This is a genomic window from Nocardioides alkalitolerans (assembly GCA_038184435.1).
GTDB classification, from domain to species: domain Bacteria; phylum Actinomycetota; class Actinomycetes; order Propionibacteriales; family Nocardioidaceae; genus Nocardioides; species Nocardioides alkalitolerans_A.
On record CP116227.1, the window covers coordinates 883,427 to 896,879 of the forward strand.

General features: G+C 75.7%; 13 protein-coding genes. 8 read left to right on the forward strand and 5 right to left on the reverse strand.

Annotated elements, in window-relative coordinates; genetic code table 11:
- Nucleotides 1-27: 27 nt before the first annotated feature.
- Genes PIR53_04325 through pknB form a run of 3 tightly spaced genes read right to left on the reverse strand, consistent with a single transcriptional unit; the run spans nt 28 to nt 4,167 of the window.
- Nucleotides 28-1,071, reverse strand: coding sequence for a discoidin domain-containing protein (locus PIR53_04325; protein ID WZH53223.1), 1,044 nt, complete (start codon nt 1,069-1,071; stop codon nt 28-30).
- Entirely contained in the window at nt 1,068-1,961 is an 894-nt protein-coding gene (locus tag PIR53_04330) for a deoxyribonuclease IV (protein ID WZH53224.1), read from the reverse strand. The genes PIR53_04325 and PIR53_04330 overlap by 4 nt, the downstream gene beginning before the upstream one ends.
- 28 nt (nt 1,962-1,989) lie before the next feature.
- Nucleotides 1,990-4,167 carry a Stk1 family PASTA domain-containing Ser/Thr kinase gene (pknB, locus tag PIR53_04335; protein WZH53225.1) on the reverse strand — a complete coding sequence of 726 codons (2,178 nt, stop codon included), beginning with the start codon at nt 4,165-4,167 and terminating at the stop codon, nt 1,990-1,992.
- A gap of 143 nt (nt 4,168-4,310) precedes the next feature.
- Here pknB and PIR53_04340 point away from each other — a divergent pair, with 143 nt between their 5' ends.
- Complete coding sequence (locus PIR53_04340; GenBank protein ID WZH53226.1) at nt 4,311-4,676, forward strand: Rv2175c family DNA-binding protein; 366 nt, start codon at nt 4,311-4,313, stop codon at nt 4,674-4,676.
- 3 nt (nt 4,677-4,679) lie between these two features.
- Here PIR53_04340 and PIR53_04345 read toward each other — a convergent pair whose 3' ends face one another.
- The gene (locus PIR53_04345; protein WZH53227.1) at nt 4,680-5,762 is read right to left on the reverse strand and encodes a polyprenyl synthetase family protein; all 1,083 of its coding nucleotides are present in this window, start codon (nt 5,760-5,762) and stop codon (nt 4,680-4,682) included.
- Between the two features lie 88 nt (nt 5,763-5,850).
- Between PIR53_04345 and metF the strand changes: the two genes are divergently transcribed.
- Nucleotides 5,851-6,804: a methylenetetrahydrofolate reductase [NAD(P)H] gene (gene metF, locus PIR53_04350; protein ID WZH53228.1), complete on the forward strand. Its 954-nt coding sequence runs from the start codon at nt 5,851-5,853 to the stop codon at nt 6,802-6,804.
- A 31-nt stretch (nt 6,805-6,835) separates the two neighbouring features.
- Here the strand turns inward: metF and PIR53_04355 are convergent, their stop codons facing one another.
- Nucleotides 6,836-8,173, reverse strand: coding sequence for an FAD-dependent oxidoreductase (locus PIR53_04355; GenBank protein ID WZH53229.1), 1,338 nt, complete (start codon nt 8,171-8,173; stop codon nt 6,836-6,838).
- 216 nt (nt 8,174-8,389) lie between these two features.
- On the opposite strand from PIR53_04355, the gene PIR53_04360 reads away from it, so the two are divergent.
- The 6 genes from PIR53_04360 (at nt 8,390) to PIR53_04385 (ending at nt 13,374) form a co-directional block, all read left to right on the forward strand.
- The gene (locus tag PIR53_04360; protein ID WZH53230.1) at nt 8,390-8,932 is read left to right on the forward strand and encodes a hypothetical protein; all 543 of its coding nucleotides are present in this window, start codon (nt 8,390-8,392) and stop codon (nt 8,930-8,932) included.
- A gap of 86 nt (nt 8,933-9,018) precedes the next feature.
- Nucleotides 9,019-9,516, forward strand: a complete 498-nt coding sequence (locus tag PIR53_04365) for an SAV_6107 family HEPN domain-containing protein (protein ID WZH53231.1) — start codon at nt 9,019-9,021, stop codon at nt 9,514-9,516.
- Nucleotides 9,517-9,676: 160 nt separating this feature from the next.
- Entirely contained in the window at nt 9,677-10,567 is an 891-nt protein-coding gene (locus PIR53_04370; protein WZH53232.1) for an endonuclease, read from the forward strand.
- 171 nt (nt 10,568-10,738) lie between these two features.
- The gene (locus tag PIR53_04375) at nt 10,739-11,497 is read left to right on the forward strand and encodes a methyltransferase domain-containing protein (protein WZH53233.1); all 759 of its coding nucleotides are present in this window, start codon (nt 10,739-10,741) and stop codon (nt 11,495-11,497) included.
- Between the two features lie 24 nt (nt 11,498-11,521).
- On the forward strand, nt 11,522-12,781 hold the full coding sequence (gene dinB / locus PIR53_04380; GenBank protein ID WZH53234.1) for a DNA polymerase IV: 1,260 nt from the start codon (nt 11,522-11,524) through the stop codon (nt 12,779-12,781).
- A gap of 161 nt (nt 12,782-12,942) precedes the next feature.
- Complete coding sequence (locus PIR53_04385; protein ID WZH53235.1) at nt 12,943-13,374, forward strand: DUF3040 domain-containing protein; 432 nt, start codon at nt 12,943-12,945, stop codon at nt 13,372-13,374.
- Nucleotides 13,375-13,453: the final 79 nt, after the last annotated feature.

The following is a 13,453-nucleotide window of genomic DNA, read 5'->3' on the forward strand; positions in this document are numbered from 1 at the left end:
CCGCCGGTCGGGCCGTCAGCCGGGCCGTCAGTCGAGCTCGGCCACCGGTGCGCCGTCGAGCTCGACCTCGCTGATCGGGGTGCGGTCGGCGCCGCCGTGACCGGAGACCGCGACGATCTCCAGCTGGACCGTCGACGTGCGGGCGGCCGGGATCGTCACCGTCTGCATGGCGCGGTCGTCGGACAGGTCCTGCTCGAGCACCCGGCCGTCGTCGAACGTCCAGCGCACCTGGGTGACGTGGCGGTTGCGGACGTACCAGTCCACCTCGCCGCCGTCGGGGTCGGTGTCGACCTTGTCGTAGCCGTTGACGAGGCCGACGGTCGTCACGGCCACCTCCTCGCCGAACGAGAAGGTCAGCACCTCGCCGGTGCCGTCGCCCTCGACCCGCCAGGTGGTGCTGGTGTCGCCGTCGACCAGGTTGTCCGCGCCGTACTCCACCCGGCTGCCGTCGAGGCTCGTGCCGGGCGGGGCGGTGCGCGACGCCGCTGCGGTCGCGAGGTCGGTGATGGCGCGCGGTTCGGGCACGTCGAGGTCGGGGGTGGCCTCCTGGGCGTCGGGCGCCTCGGCACCGGGCCCGTCCGACCCGCCGGCGTCACCGGGATCGCCGGCCTCCCCGGCCTCGGACGACCGCGTGGGGTCGGTGTCGCGGGCCAGCATGATGCTGCCGCCCACGACGACCCCCACGAGGAGCACCGCCAGGAGGACGACCAGCACGGGGAGGGCCCGGGAGGGTCGCTGCTGCCGCGGCGCGGGCTCCGCGGGGGCCGCGGGGGCCGCGGGGGGCGCGACCTCGTCGGCGTAGAGCGGGAAGCGCGGACCGTCGCCGTGCCCGCCCGGGGTCCAGGCCACGGGCGGCGCCTCGGTCCCCGGCGCGGTGGGCGTCTCGTCGGTCGTCGTGGGATCCGCGGTGCCCGGCACCGCGAGCGGCGCCTCGACGCGGGGGATGCGAGCGTTGGTGCCGGTCGTGCTGCTGTTCGTGCCGGTGCCGGTGCCGGGGTCGACCGGACGGCCGCAGTGCCCGCAGAAACGCCCGCCGTTCACGGCCCCGCCGCAGCCGGCGCAGACGCTCACCCGTCGCCCTCCGGCTCGGCGGCGGCCTCGCGCAGCTTCTTGAGGAGCGGGAGGTCGGGGTCGTCGGCGTCCCGGGACCCCGGGGTCTCCAGCACGAACGGCACTCCCTCGGTCGCGGGGTGGCGGAAGAGCTCCTCGAACGCGCCCAGCCCGATGTGGCCCTGGCCGATCTTCTCGTGGCGGTCGCGCAGCGAGCCGCGCACGTCGAGCGAGTCGTTGGCGTGGACGAGCCGCAGGCGGCCCTCGCCCGCGACCTCGACGAGGCGGTCGAGGGTGGCGGTCGCGCCGCCCGGCTCGTCGAGCGGGGCGCCGGCCGCGAACACGTGGCAGGTGTCGAGGCAGACCCCGACACGCGGGTGCCGGTCGACGGCGTCGAGGTAGGCCGGCAGGTCGTCCACGCCCGCGCAGAGCGACCGGCCCTGGCCGGCGGTGGGCTCGAGGAGCAGCCACGGGCCGTCCTCGCCGAGCGCGTCGAGCACGGGCATCAGCCCCTCGCGCACCTGGCGCAGGGCCGCGGCGTACCGCTCGTCGGCCCGCTCCGGGTCCATCTCCACGAACGAGCCCGTGTGCACGACGACGCCCTCGGCGCCGATGCGGGCCGCCCGCTCCAGGTTGTGGGCGACGACGGCCACCGAGCGCTCGTACGTCGCGGGGGTGGGCGAGCCGAGGTTCACCAGGTACGGCGTGTGGACGAACGTGCGGAGGCCCGCGTCGCGGGCGCCGTCGGCGAAACCGGCGTCGACACGGGGGTCGCCCGGGGTGAGGGACCAGCCCCGCGGGTTGCCGACGAAGACCTGGACGGCCTCGCAGCCGAGCTCCTGGGCCGTGCGGAGGGCGCCGTCACGGAGGTTCCTGCCCACGGGCACGTGGGTTCCGACCGGGTTGCGCATGGGGCGCGAGTCTAGGGCGTGGCCCGCGTCAGAGCACGGTCAGCGTCACCGTGGTGCCGCGGCGCACCTGCTCGCCGCTGCCCGGGCTGACGCCGGTGACGTAGCCGATCCGGGGTCCGTCGCTGCCGATGAGGCCCTGCTCGTCGACGACGAGGCCGAGGCCCTCGAGCTGCCCGCGGACGTCCTCGATGCGGCCGCCGACGAGCCCGTCGGGGATGGTGACGAGCTCGGGTCCCTTCGACACGACGAGCGTCACGGTGTCGCCCAGGTTGAGGGTGCCGCTCGTCGGGTCCTGGCTGATCACCGTGCCCGCGGGCACGGTGTCGGAGAACTCCTCCGTCACGCTGACCTGCAGCTCGTCGCCCTGGATCTCCGGGTCGCCGGTGGTGAGCGCGGCCTCGGCCTCCTCGCGGGAGCGGCCCGTGAAGTCCTCGACCGGGATGGGGCGGCGTCCGAGGCTGAGCACCACCGTCACGGTCTCGTCCGGCCGCACCACGGTGCCCTGGGCGGGATCGGTCGCGATCACCGCGCCCTCGGGCACCTCCTCGTCGTACTGGGGCTCGGCCTCGGCGTACGCGAGGTTCGTGCTCTCCAGCGCCTCGCGGGCCTCGTCGGCGGTGCGACCGCGGAGCGAGGGCACGGCGTACCGCTCCGGTCCGCGGGAGACGGTGAGCGTGATCGTGCCGCCGCGGACGATCTCCTCGCCGCCCTCGGGGTCGGTCGCCATGACGAGGCCGGCGGCGACCGTCTCGGAGTACCCGGCCGGGCCCACCTCGACGTCGAAGCCGTCGGCCTCCGCCCGCTCGGTCGCCTCGGCCTGGGTGAGGTCGAGCAGGCGGGGTGCGGGCACGTAGCGCCACGACAGGAAGTAGAAGGCCAGGCCGCCGACGAGGGCGAGCACGATGACCACGGACCCCAGCAGCCGGGCACGGCGACGCGAGGCGCGGCGCGCGGCGAGGGCGGCGTCCGCGTCGTCCGCGGCGTCGTCCTCGTCACCGGCGTCGTCCCCCTCCGGTCCCAGGAAGAGGCGGCTGGTCAGGTCGCTCGGCGGGGTCGCCGGCGGGGTCGCCGGCGGGGGGAGCGCACCCGGTGGGCGGCGGCGCACCGCGGTGGCACCGTCGTCGGGCACGGGGGAGGAGGCCTGGGCGAGCGCGGGGTACAGCTCGGCCTCGGCGAAGCCGTCGCCGCGCAGCGACGCCAGGTCGGCGGCGTCGAAGGGCTCCGGCGACGTGTCGGTGTCGTCGGGCGTGGTGGGCCGGGGGAGCAGGTCGGCGACGAGGTCGTCGTCGCGGGTGACGCCCTCGTTGAGCGCCTGCTGCACCCGGCGGACGTGGTGGAGCAGCACACCGGCGTCCGCGGGCCGCTGCGAGCGGTCGCGGGCGGTGGCCCGCGCGACGAGGGCGTCGACGTACCGCGGCAGCCCGGGCACCAGCCGGGACGGCGGGGGGACGTCGGCGTGCACGTGCTTGTAGGCGATCTGGATCGGCGTCTCGCCCTGGTGCGGCTTCTGCCCGGTCAACAGCTCGTGCAGCACCACGCCCAGGGCGTAGACGTCGGCACGGGCGTCCGCCGTGCCGTCCACGACCAGCTCGGGCGCCAGGTAGGACACCGTGCCGATGAGGACGCCGCCGGTGGTCGTGTGGTGGGAGTCCGCGTCGACCGCCCGGGCGAGGCCGAAGTCGGCGACCTTGACGCGTCCGTCGTCGGCGATGAGCACGTTCTCGGGCTTGACGTCGCGGTGCACGATCCCGGCACGGTGCGCGGCGGTGACGGCCGCGACGACGGGCTCCAGCAGCGCGAGCGCCCGGGCGGGGCTGAGCGGCGCGCGGTCGCGGATGACGTCGCGCAGCGTGCTGCCGGGCACGTACTCCATGACGAGGAACGTCAGGCCGGCGTCGCTGCCCTGGTCGTGGACCGCCACCACGTTGGGGTGGGACAGGCGTGCCGCGGCGCGCGCCTCCCGCACGAAGCGCTGCGCGAAGCTCTCGTTGCCCGTGACGGGGTCGCCGAGCGAGGGGTGCATGACCTTGACGGCGACCGTGCGGTCGAGCCGGAGGTCGGTCGCGACGTACACGCTCGCCATGCCGCCCCGGGCCACCAGCTCGGCGATGCGGTACCGACCGTCGAGCACGCGCCCCGCGAGGTCCGGACCGACCCCTGCGGGGCCGCCGGGACCCCGGGAGGCGGGTGGCTCGTCGGGCAGCACGATGGTCCTCGTCGTCGTCGTGGCCGACGCCGCGTCCGGCGGGGCACTGCAGGTCAGGATACGGAACGCCCCGCCCCCGACCGGTGCCGCCGCGGCCGACCGGCGTGTTCGTCGTGGCCGGGCGACCTGAGACGATGGGCCGCATGAGCGAGACGACGGGAGCGCCCGACCTCGGGGCGCTGGTGGGTGACTGGATCGACTGGGCCGAGACCGCGCGCCGGCTGGGCGTGAGCGTGTCCCGCGTGCGCACGCTCATCCGCGAGAACCAGCTGCCGGCGGCCGTGCCGTCACCCGGGGCCGGGCAGCAGGTGCCGGCGCTGTTCGTCCAGGACGGGGAGCTCCTCAAGGGGCTCGCCGGCCTGACGGTGATGATGACCGACCACGGGTTCGACCACCGCGAGATCATCGAGTGGCTCTACACCGACGCCGAGCTGCCGGGTCGTCCCGTCGACGCGCTCGTGGAGAACCGCGGCGCCGAGGTCAAGCGGCGCGCCCAGGCCCTGAACTGACGCTCACGACGTACGGCGCGTGGCCGCCACCGCGAGCGCCTCGAGCGCCGCGGTGGCGGCGGCCGGGAAGCGGGCGGCGGCGAGGGCCTCGAGCGCGGTGGTCGTCAGCCCCGCGATGAGGTCCTCGACGGCCGCCTCGGCACCGCTGGTGCGGAACAGCCCCCGCAGGCGGTCCACCTCGGCGGCGTCGAGCGGCGTGCCGAGCGCGGCATCGAGGGCGGCCGCCTCGTCGGGCGGCAGGGCGTCGAGGGCCAGCGCGACGAGCACGGTCCGCTTGCCCTCCACGAGGTCGTCGCCGGCGGGCTTGCCCGTGGTCGCGGGCTCGCCGAAGACCCCGAGCTGGTCGTCGCGCAGCTGGAAGGCCTCGCCGAGCGGCAGGCCGAAGTCGGTCAGCGCCTGCAGCTGGGCGGCGTCGCCGCCGGCCAGGGCAGCGCCGACGTGGAGCGGTCGCTCGACGGAGTACTTCGCCGACTTGTAGCGCAGCACCCGCATCGCCTCCGCGACGTCGGCCCGGCCGCGCGCCTGCACCGACACGTCGAGGAACTGGCCGCTCACGACCTCGCTGCGGCAGAGGTCGAACACCTCGAGGGCGGGCGCCACGGACGCCAACGGCAGCCCGCACCGCCGCAGGAGCTCGTCGGCCCAGCTGAGCAGCAGGTCGCCGAGCAGGATGGCGGCGGCCGCGCCGTACTGCTCCGCCCCTCCGGTCCACCCTGCCTCCCGGTGCCGCACCTCGAACGCGCGGTGGGTCGCGGGCCGGCCGCGGCGGGTGTCGGAGGCGTCCATGAGGTCGTCGTGCACGAGCGCGCTCGCCTGCAGCACCTCGAGCGCCGCAGCGGCCCGCACGACCGCGCGGACCTCCTCCGGCGTGGGGTCGGGGCGCACCGCCAGGTAGCCCCAGAAGCAGAACCGCCCGCGCAGCCGCTTGCCACCGCTGACGGTGACCCTGGCCTCCGCGAGCAGCGCGGCCGCGTCGGGGCCCAGGGGGGCGAGGCGCTCGGCCTGCTCGTCGAGGAACTCCTCGAGCGCGTCGGCGATCGCCCCCGCGAGGTCGAACCGGGCGACGTCGAGGGTCTCGGGAAGCACGCCTCGACCCTAGGTCATGGGCGGCGAGGCCTACCGGCTGGTGGACGCCTCCGGTCCCGACGTGCGGCGCGACCTAGGATCGGTGATCGTGAGCGACGACCTGCCCGGCGACCGGACGCCCGGCGCCAGCCAGCCCAGCGAGCCCGGTCGGCCCAGCATCGGTGAGCTGCTGCGCCGCGGCGACCGCTCCTTCTCCTTCGAGTTCTTCCCGCCCAAGGACGCCGCCGGCGAGGAGCAGCTGTGGACGGCGCTGCACGAGCTGCAGCCCTACCAGCCGACGTTCGTCTCGGTCACGTACGGCGCGGGTGGCTCCACCCGCGACCGCACGATCGGCATGACGGGTCGGATCGCCCGCGAGACGACGCTGCGCGCCATGGGCCACCTCACGTGCGTCGGCCACACGCGGGAGGAGCTGGTCGAGGTGCTCCGGGCGTACGCCGCGGCCGGTGTCCACGACGTGCTGGCGCTGCGGGGCGACCCGGCGGAGGGCCCCTCGGCGCCCTGGACGCCCACGGAGGGCGGGCTGCACCACGCGGTGGAGCTCGTCGAGCTCGCCCGGTCGCTGGACGGCCGGCTCGGCACGCCGGGGCGGTTCGGCATCGGCGTGGCCGCGTTCCCCGAGCGGCACCCGGGCTCGGAGAGCGTGGAGCACGACGCCCGCGTGCTGGCCGCGAAGGCTGCCGCGGGTGCGGACTTCGCCGTCAGCCAGCTGTTCTTCCGGCCGGACGACTACTTCGCGCTCGTCGAGCGCACGCGGGCCGCGGGCGCCGACATCCCGATCCTCCCGGGCATCATGCCGATCACCAACCTGGCGTCGGTGCGGCGGATGGCGGAGCTGTCGGGCTGCGAGGTGCCGGCCGAGGTGATGGCCCGCTTCGACGGCGTCACGGAGCCCGCCGAGGTGCGCCGCATCGGCGTCGAGCTGGCCACCGAGCTGTGCGACGCGCTGCTCGCGGGCGGCGCGCCGGGGCTGCACTTCTACACGCTGAACCGCTCGCGGGCGACGCGCGACATCTTCGCGGCGCTGCGCATCGCGGCCTGACGGGGCGCGCTCGACGGGCTCGTCGCGGGTCCTATCCGCGGGAGCGCTCGGCCGGGCCGACGGCCTGGGCGACGAGGGCGGCCGACAGCCCGACGAACGGGAGACCGGCGCCCGGAGCGGCGTGCGCCCCCGCGGCGTACACCCCCGGGACGGGCGTGGTCGGACCGATGCGCGCGGTCACGGTGCCGCGACCCTGCCACTGCACGCCCCACGGCGTGCCGCCCCACGTCTCCACCTGCTCGCGCGGAGTGCGGTCGACGCGGCGGACGATCCGGCGGCGCAGGTCCAGGTCGCCGCCCAGGCGCGCCAGGGCCTCGACCACGTCCTCGTGGAGCCGGCCACGGCCGCGCACGGTCCAGGCGCGGGCGCCGTCGGGGGCGGTGCCGCCGGTCGTGATCGAGAAGGCCACGTCCTTGCCGTGCACCACGGTCTCCTCGGGGAGGTCCGGGAGACCGTCGGCCTCGAGCCCCAGGTGGGCGACCGGTGCCGGCAGTGCGGGCAGGGTGCGGGCGACGTGGGGAGCGAGGGTCGGGAGGCGGCGCGGGTCGATCGCGCAGACGACCATGTCGGCGTCGATCGTCCCGGCGGCGGTGCGCACGCCGGCGACGCGACCGGCGCGCACCTCCAGGTCGAGGACGCGGGTGTCGCGGACGACGTCGACCCGTCGGGTGGCGAGCCGCCGCTCGAGGGCGTCGGCGAGGGCCGCCATCCCGCCGTCGGCGGGCGCGACGGTCCAGACCCCGAAGCGCTGCTCGAGGTAGGCCGTCACCCCCACCCACGCCGGCACCTGGCGGGGGTCGTGACCCTCGGCCACGGCGGCCCAGGTCGCCACCTGCCGCAGCCGGCGGTCGCGGAACGAGCGGCGGGTCCGGCGGGCGAGCGACTCGCGGGGGAACAGCACGGCGCGGGTGGCGCGATCGGCGAGGGCGGGCAGCCAGGGGCGCTCGAGGTGCTCGCGCCGGAGCACCTCCCAGGTCTCCGCGTACGCCGCGACGTGGGCCAGCCAGTGGGCGCCGAGCCCGGGGGACAGGTCGTCGACCGCGGCCTGCTGGGCCTCGCGCGAGCTGCCGGGGAGCCGCAGCGACGAGCCGTCGGCGAAGCGGTGCTCCCGCACCAGGTCACGGTGCTCCAGCGTCAGCTCCCGCTCCAGGGGCCGCCCGGTCTTGCGGAACAGGTCGCGCACGACCGCCGGCAGCAGGGTGCTGCTCGGGCCGGCGTCCCAGGCGAAGTCGTCCCGCCTGACGCGCTCGAGAGCGCCGCCGAGCCGTGCGCCGGCCTCGACGAGGGTGACCGCGTGGCCCTGCTTGGCGAGCCGCGCGGCGCTCGCCAGCCCCCCGTAGCCACCGCCGACGACCACGACCTCCGCCATCAGCGGGCTCCGGCGGGTGGAGCGGACGAGGCGGGGCTGGGCACGCGCGTCATCGTAGAGGGGCCGATCCGGGGTGTGGCGGGGCCCACCGTCGCCGACCCCGGGAGTGGGTCGACTTCTCGGTAGCATCGACGTTTACGTCGGGTAACGAAATGGAAAGCACCAGGGGCGCCGCAGGGGCGGTGTGCGCGGAGGACGGGGAGAACGGTGACGAGCATGGCGATCGATGGGGGAGCGTCGGCGACCGAGGAGCGGGCCACCACGGCCGCGCCGGTGCCGCCGATGGTGGGTCTCGCGCTGCGGGCCGCACTGGCGCAGATGCTCGTCATGACGGTCGCGACCGTGGTCACCTACTTCCTCCAGGACACGCTGCGCGACGCCTCCATCACGGCCCACGCCGCCGCGACGGGCCAGACGATCGCCGCGGTGCGGGAGTCCTCGTTCGCGCCGTTCGGGTTCTTCCGCGTGGCGCTGACGATGCTCGCGACCTACGTCCCCCTCGCCCTGGTGCTCGTCGCGATGGTGCGCGTCGGCGCCCGGTGGGCGCTCTACACCCTCACGGCGCTCGTGGGCATGAGCGCCGTCGTGCAGCTGGTGCTGGGCACCACGCCGGGCACGCCGGTGCTGCTCATGCTCCTCGCGGCGGTCTCCGTGGCCCTCCACGGGCTCACCCTCCTGCTCCTGTGGCACCCGGCCAACCGGCGCTACTTCCAGAACGCCCACAGCGGTCACTGGGCGCGCGTCATCGACGAGGACTGACCGCCGGCGCGCTCGACGCGCCAGGACTGTCAGTGGGTCTCCCTAGTGTCCGTGGGGACAGCACGTCCCCCACCGAGGAGACCTCGATGACGCAGCACGGCGACCCGCGACGCAGCGCGGTTCCCGGCGCCCGCCCCGACGGGCTGGTCCTGCCGGCGGCCACCCACGCCTACCTGACGCGGTCGGCGACCTCGCTCCGCGAGGCGTTGCTCGCGCCCGACGCGACGACGCGCTACGCGTGTGCCCACGTCGCCGCCCTGCGTGCCGCCGCAGCGCTGCTGGCGGCGCGGACGGTCCCCGCGCCCGGCGCCCGCCGGCGGTCGCGCAACGCGTGGGTCCTGCTGCGCGAGGCGGTGCCGGAGCTGTCCGACTGGGCGGCCTTCTTCGCGTCGGGCGCCGGCACCTACGCGGCTGCGCAGGCCGGTTCCACGCGCGCGACGACGCAGGACGAGGCCGACGAGCTGGTCGGCGAGGCCGACCGGTTCCTCGCGGTCGTCGAGGCCGAGCTCGGTCTGATCCCGCACTCGTGGTCGGAGATCGTCGAGGGCGTCTCCACCCCCGAGGGCGGCACGGGCGTCGCCTGACCTTCCCCGGATCGTCGCGAGGCCGTCGCCGAAACGTGTCGTTCCACGGCCGACCGGCCGACGCTCGCACGGCCTAGGGTGCCGGGTGGACTCCGGGGTCCGCCCGGGGTCGCCTCAACGGAGCCGTCACGGCTCCCCGACCATTCGGAGCTCTGGATCCATGCAGCACGTTCTCGGGAAGCGTCGTCGTCCGACGACGCTCGTGCTCTCCCTTTCCCTCGCCCTCGGGCTCGGCGCGACACAGGCGGCGCCGTCGGCGACCGCCGACACGCCGCCGACGTCCGCGGGCGCCACCGCCGTCAGCGGCTCGACCTCTGTCAGTGGCTCGACCGCCGTCAGCGGCTCGACGAGCGCCGGCGCACCCGCCGGCTACTACGACGACGCCGCCGGGCTCAGCGGTCCGGCCCTCGAGTCGGCCCTGCACGACATCATCTCGACCGACGTCGACGCGCTCTCCTACGCGCAGGTCTGGAACGCGCTCAAGGTCACGGACGAGGACCCGTCCGACTCCTCGCGCGTGCTCACGCTCTACAGCGGGCTGTCGCTGCCGAAGAGCGACAACGGCGGCGGCGTCGACCAGTGGAACCGGGAGCACGTCTGGGCGAAGTCCCACGGCGACTTCGGCACGGCGACCGGCCCCGGCACCGACCTGCACCACCTGCGCCCGGAGGACGTCACGGTCAACTCCGACCGCGGCAACCTCGACTTCGACGAGGGCGGCACGGAGAACGACGAGGCGCCGGGCAACTACGCCGACGGCGACTCGTGGGAGCCGCGCGACGAGGTCAAGGGCGACGTGGCGCGCATGATCTTCTACATGTCGGTGCGCTACGAGGGTGGCGACGGCTTCGCCGACCTCGAGGTGAACGACCGGGTCGGCAACGGTTCGGCGCCGAACATGGGTCGGGTCTCGGTGCTGCTGCAGTGGAACGCCGAGGACCCGCCGGACGCGTTCGAGGAGAGGCGCAACGACCTCATCCAGTCCCAGTTCCAGGGCAACCGCAACCCGTTCATCGACAACCCGGCCTGGGCCGACGAGATCTGGGGCTGACCGCCCGTCGCCGCCCGTCGCCGCCCGTCGTCCCCAGCCGCGGCCGGCGCGGTGGCGCGCGGACCGGGGCGTGACGTAACCTCGACCTCGATCGAACACGCGTTCGATCGGGGTCGAGGTGCGCGGAGGGGAGGTCGGTCCGGTGGCTGGTGGGTCACTAGGGTGGGCCGCATGTCGCCAGAGCCGCTCGGTGCAGCGCGTCCAGCAGAGCGTCCGGGGGAGCGTCGCGAGGCCGCTCGGGGTGCGGTGGTGCGCGACGCCATCGATCCGCTGCTCGTCGATCCCCAGATGTCGGTCGTGGACGTCGGTGGCGGCACCGGCGGTCACGCGGTCCGCCTCGCCGGGCTCGGTCACCGGGTCGTGGTGGTCGACCCGAGTCCCGACGCCCTCGCCTCGCTTCACCGCCGGGCCACCGAGGCCGGCGTGGGGGACCGGATCGAGGGTGTCCAGGGCGACCTCGGCGACCTGGGCGACGTCGTCCCCGCCGGCTCCGTCGACCTCCTCCTCTGCCACGGGGTCCTCGAGATCGTCGGCGACGCCGCGGAGGCGCTCGGTGCCCTGGCCGGGGTGCTCCGCCCGGGTGGGCACCTCAGCCTCGTCGTGGCGCAGCGGTACGCCGCGGTGCTCGCCCGCGCGATGGCCGGCCAGTTCGTCGCGGCGCGGGAGCTGCTCGACGACGCGACCGCGGGACCGGCGGGTCGCACGGGACGACGGTTCGCCCGCGCGGAGCTCGAGCAGCTGCTCGACGACGCCGGGTTGCGGACGGTCTCGGTCCACGGCGTGCGGGTGTTCGCCGACCTCGTGCCCGGCGCGCTGCTCGACGCCGAGCCGGGATCCTCGCAGGCGCTCGTGGAGCTCGAGCGCGCGGCGGCCCAGCGACCCGAGCTGCAGCCCCTGGCGAGCCAGCTGCACGTGGTCGCCCGGCGCTGAGGCCCCCTCGCCGGGGGTGACCCGGTGAGCGACGGCAGCGAGGACTGCCCCGTGCTGCACGTCGACATGGATGCGTTCTACGCGTCCGTGGTGCTGCGCGGACGACCGGAGCTCGCGGGACTGCCCGTGGTCGTCGCCGGCGGGGGCGAACGCGGCGTCATCCTGTGCGCCACCTACCCCGCCCGTCGACGGGGGATCGCCTCGGGGACGCCGACGGCGCAGGCCCGACGGCGCTGCCCCGAGCTCGTGGTGGTGCCCCCCGACTTCGCGGCCTTCGCCGACGCGTCGGCCGCGGTGTTCGAGGCGTTCGCGACCGTCACCCCGCAGGTGGAGCCGCTCTCGCAGGAGGAGGCCTTCCTCCACGTGGGCGGTGCCCGGCGCACGGGAACGCCTCGGGCCCTCGGCGAGACGGTGCGTGCACGGGTCGTCGAGCGGGTCGGCATCACGTGCTCCGTGGGCGTGGCCGCGACCCGCAGCGTCGCCAAGCTCGCCTCCCGGCGCGCCAAGCCGGACGGTCTCGTCGTCGTGCCGCCCGCCGAGGTGCGTGCCTTCCTCGACCCGCTCGACGTGGGGGAGCTGTGGGGGGTCGGCCCCTCCACGCGTGCCCGTCTGGAACGCATGGGCGTCACCACGGTCGCCGACGCCCGGCGGCTCCCGCTCGAGCTGCTGCAGGCCACGCTCGGCCGGGCCGGGGGCGCCCAGGTCCACGCCCTGCTGCGGGGGGCGGAGGGAGGGCGGCTCCACGCGGCCTTCCGGCCGCAGGAGCGGCAGCGCTCCATCGGCTCCGACCGCACGCTGGCCCGGGACGTGGGTGACCTCGACGAGCTCCACGGCGTCCTCCTCGGCCTGACGCTCGGCGTGACGGCCCGAGCCCGGCGGGCCGGCCTGGTGGCCGCCGTGGTCACGGTCCGGGTGCGCTACCCCGACTTCACGACCGTGTCCCGGGCGCGCACCCTGCCGGAGCCGACGGCGACGACGCGGGACGTCCACGCCGTCGCCGTGCGGCTCCTCGACGACCTGCGGGACCCGAGCCGCGCCGTACGGCTCGTCGGGGTGCGCCTCTCCGGCCTGCGGGACTCCGCGGGACACGCCGAGCAGTTGGCGCTCGACGACCCGGAGCGGGGGTGGCGCCACACCGACGAGGCGGCCGACCGGGTGCGCCAGCGGTTCGGGAGCGGCGCCCTCGCGCGCGCCACCCTGCTCGAGACCCACCCCGCCGAGACCCCTCCGGTCGCGGTCCCGGAGGGGCCGCAGCCCGACCCGGCGTCGTGGTGGTCGTGGTGATCGGGGGCGGCGGCCGGGGAATTTCCACGTGCGTCTACCGTCGTCACCAGCGCCTGCCTAGAATCTGGGGTAGGTGTCACCGGTCGTCGTCGAGGGCTCTCGGCAGGGCCGGTGCAGCAGAAGGACGTCCGGCGTCGTGGTCGACAGCCATGGGAGGAAACGTGCCGCTCTCCGAGGAAGAGCTGCGGATGCTCGAGCAGATGGAGCGCGCCCTCCTGGCCGAGGATCCGAAGTTCGCGTCGACCCTGCGGGGCTCGCGCATGGCCGGCAGCGTCCGCCGCCGGATCATCCTGTCGTCGACCGGGTTCGTCGCCGGCATCGCGCTCCTGATGACGGGCGTCGTCGCCCGCCAGGAGATCGTCGGCATCGTCGGCTTCCTCGTCATGCTGGGGGCGGCCGTCTTCGGTCTCACGGCGCTGCGCGCGCGGCACGCCGTGCCCGACACCCCGGAGCAGGCGCTGCAGGGCAGCCAGGGCCTCACCGTCATCGACGGCGGCCGTCGCCCGCGCCGCCAGCGCTCCCCGCGCGGCTCCGGCTCCTTCATGGAGCGCATGGAGCAGCGCTGGCGCCGCCGGCGCGAGGGCGGCTACTGAGCCTTCTCGGCCGCGTCGCCTGATCTCGACCCCCGAACGCCCCCGGTCCTGAGACCGGGGGCGTTCCGCGTGTGGCCCC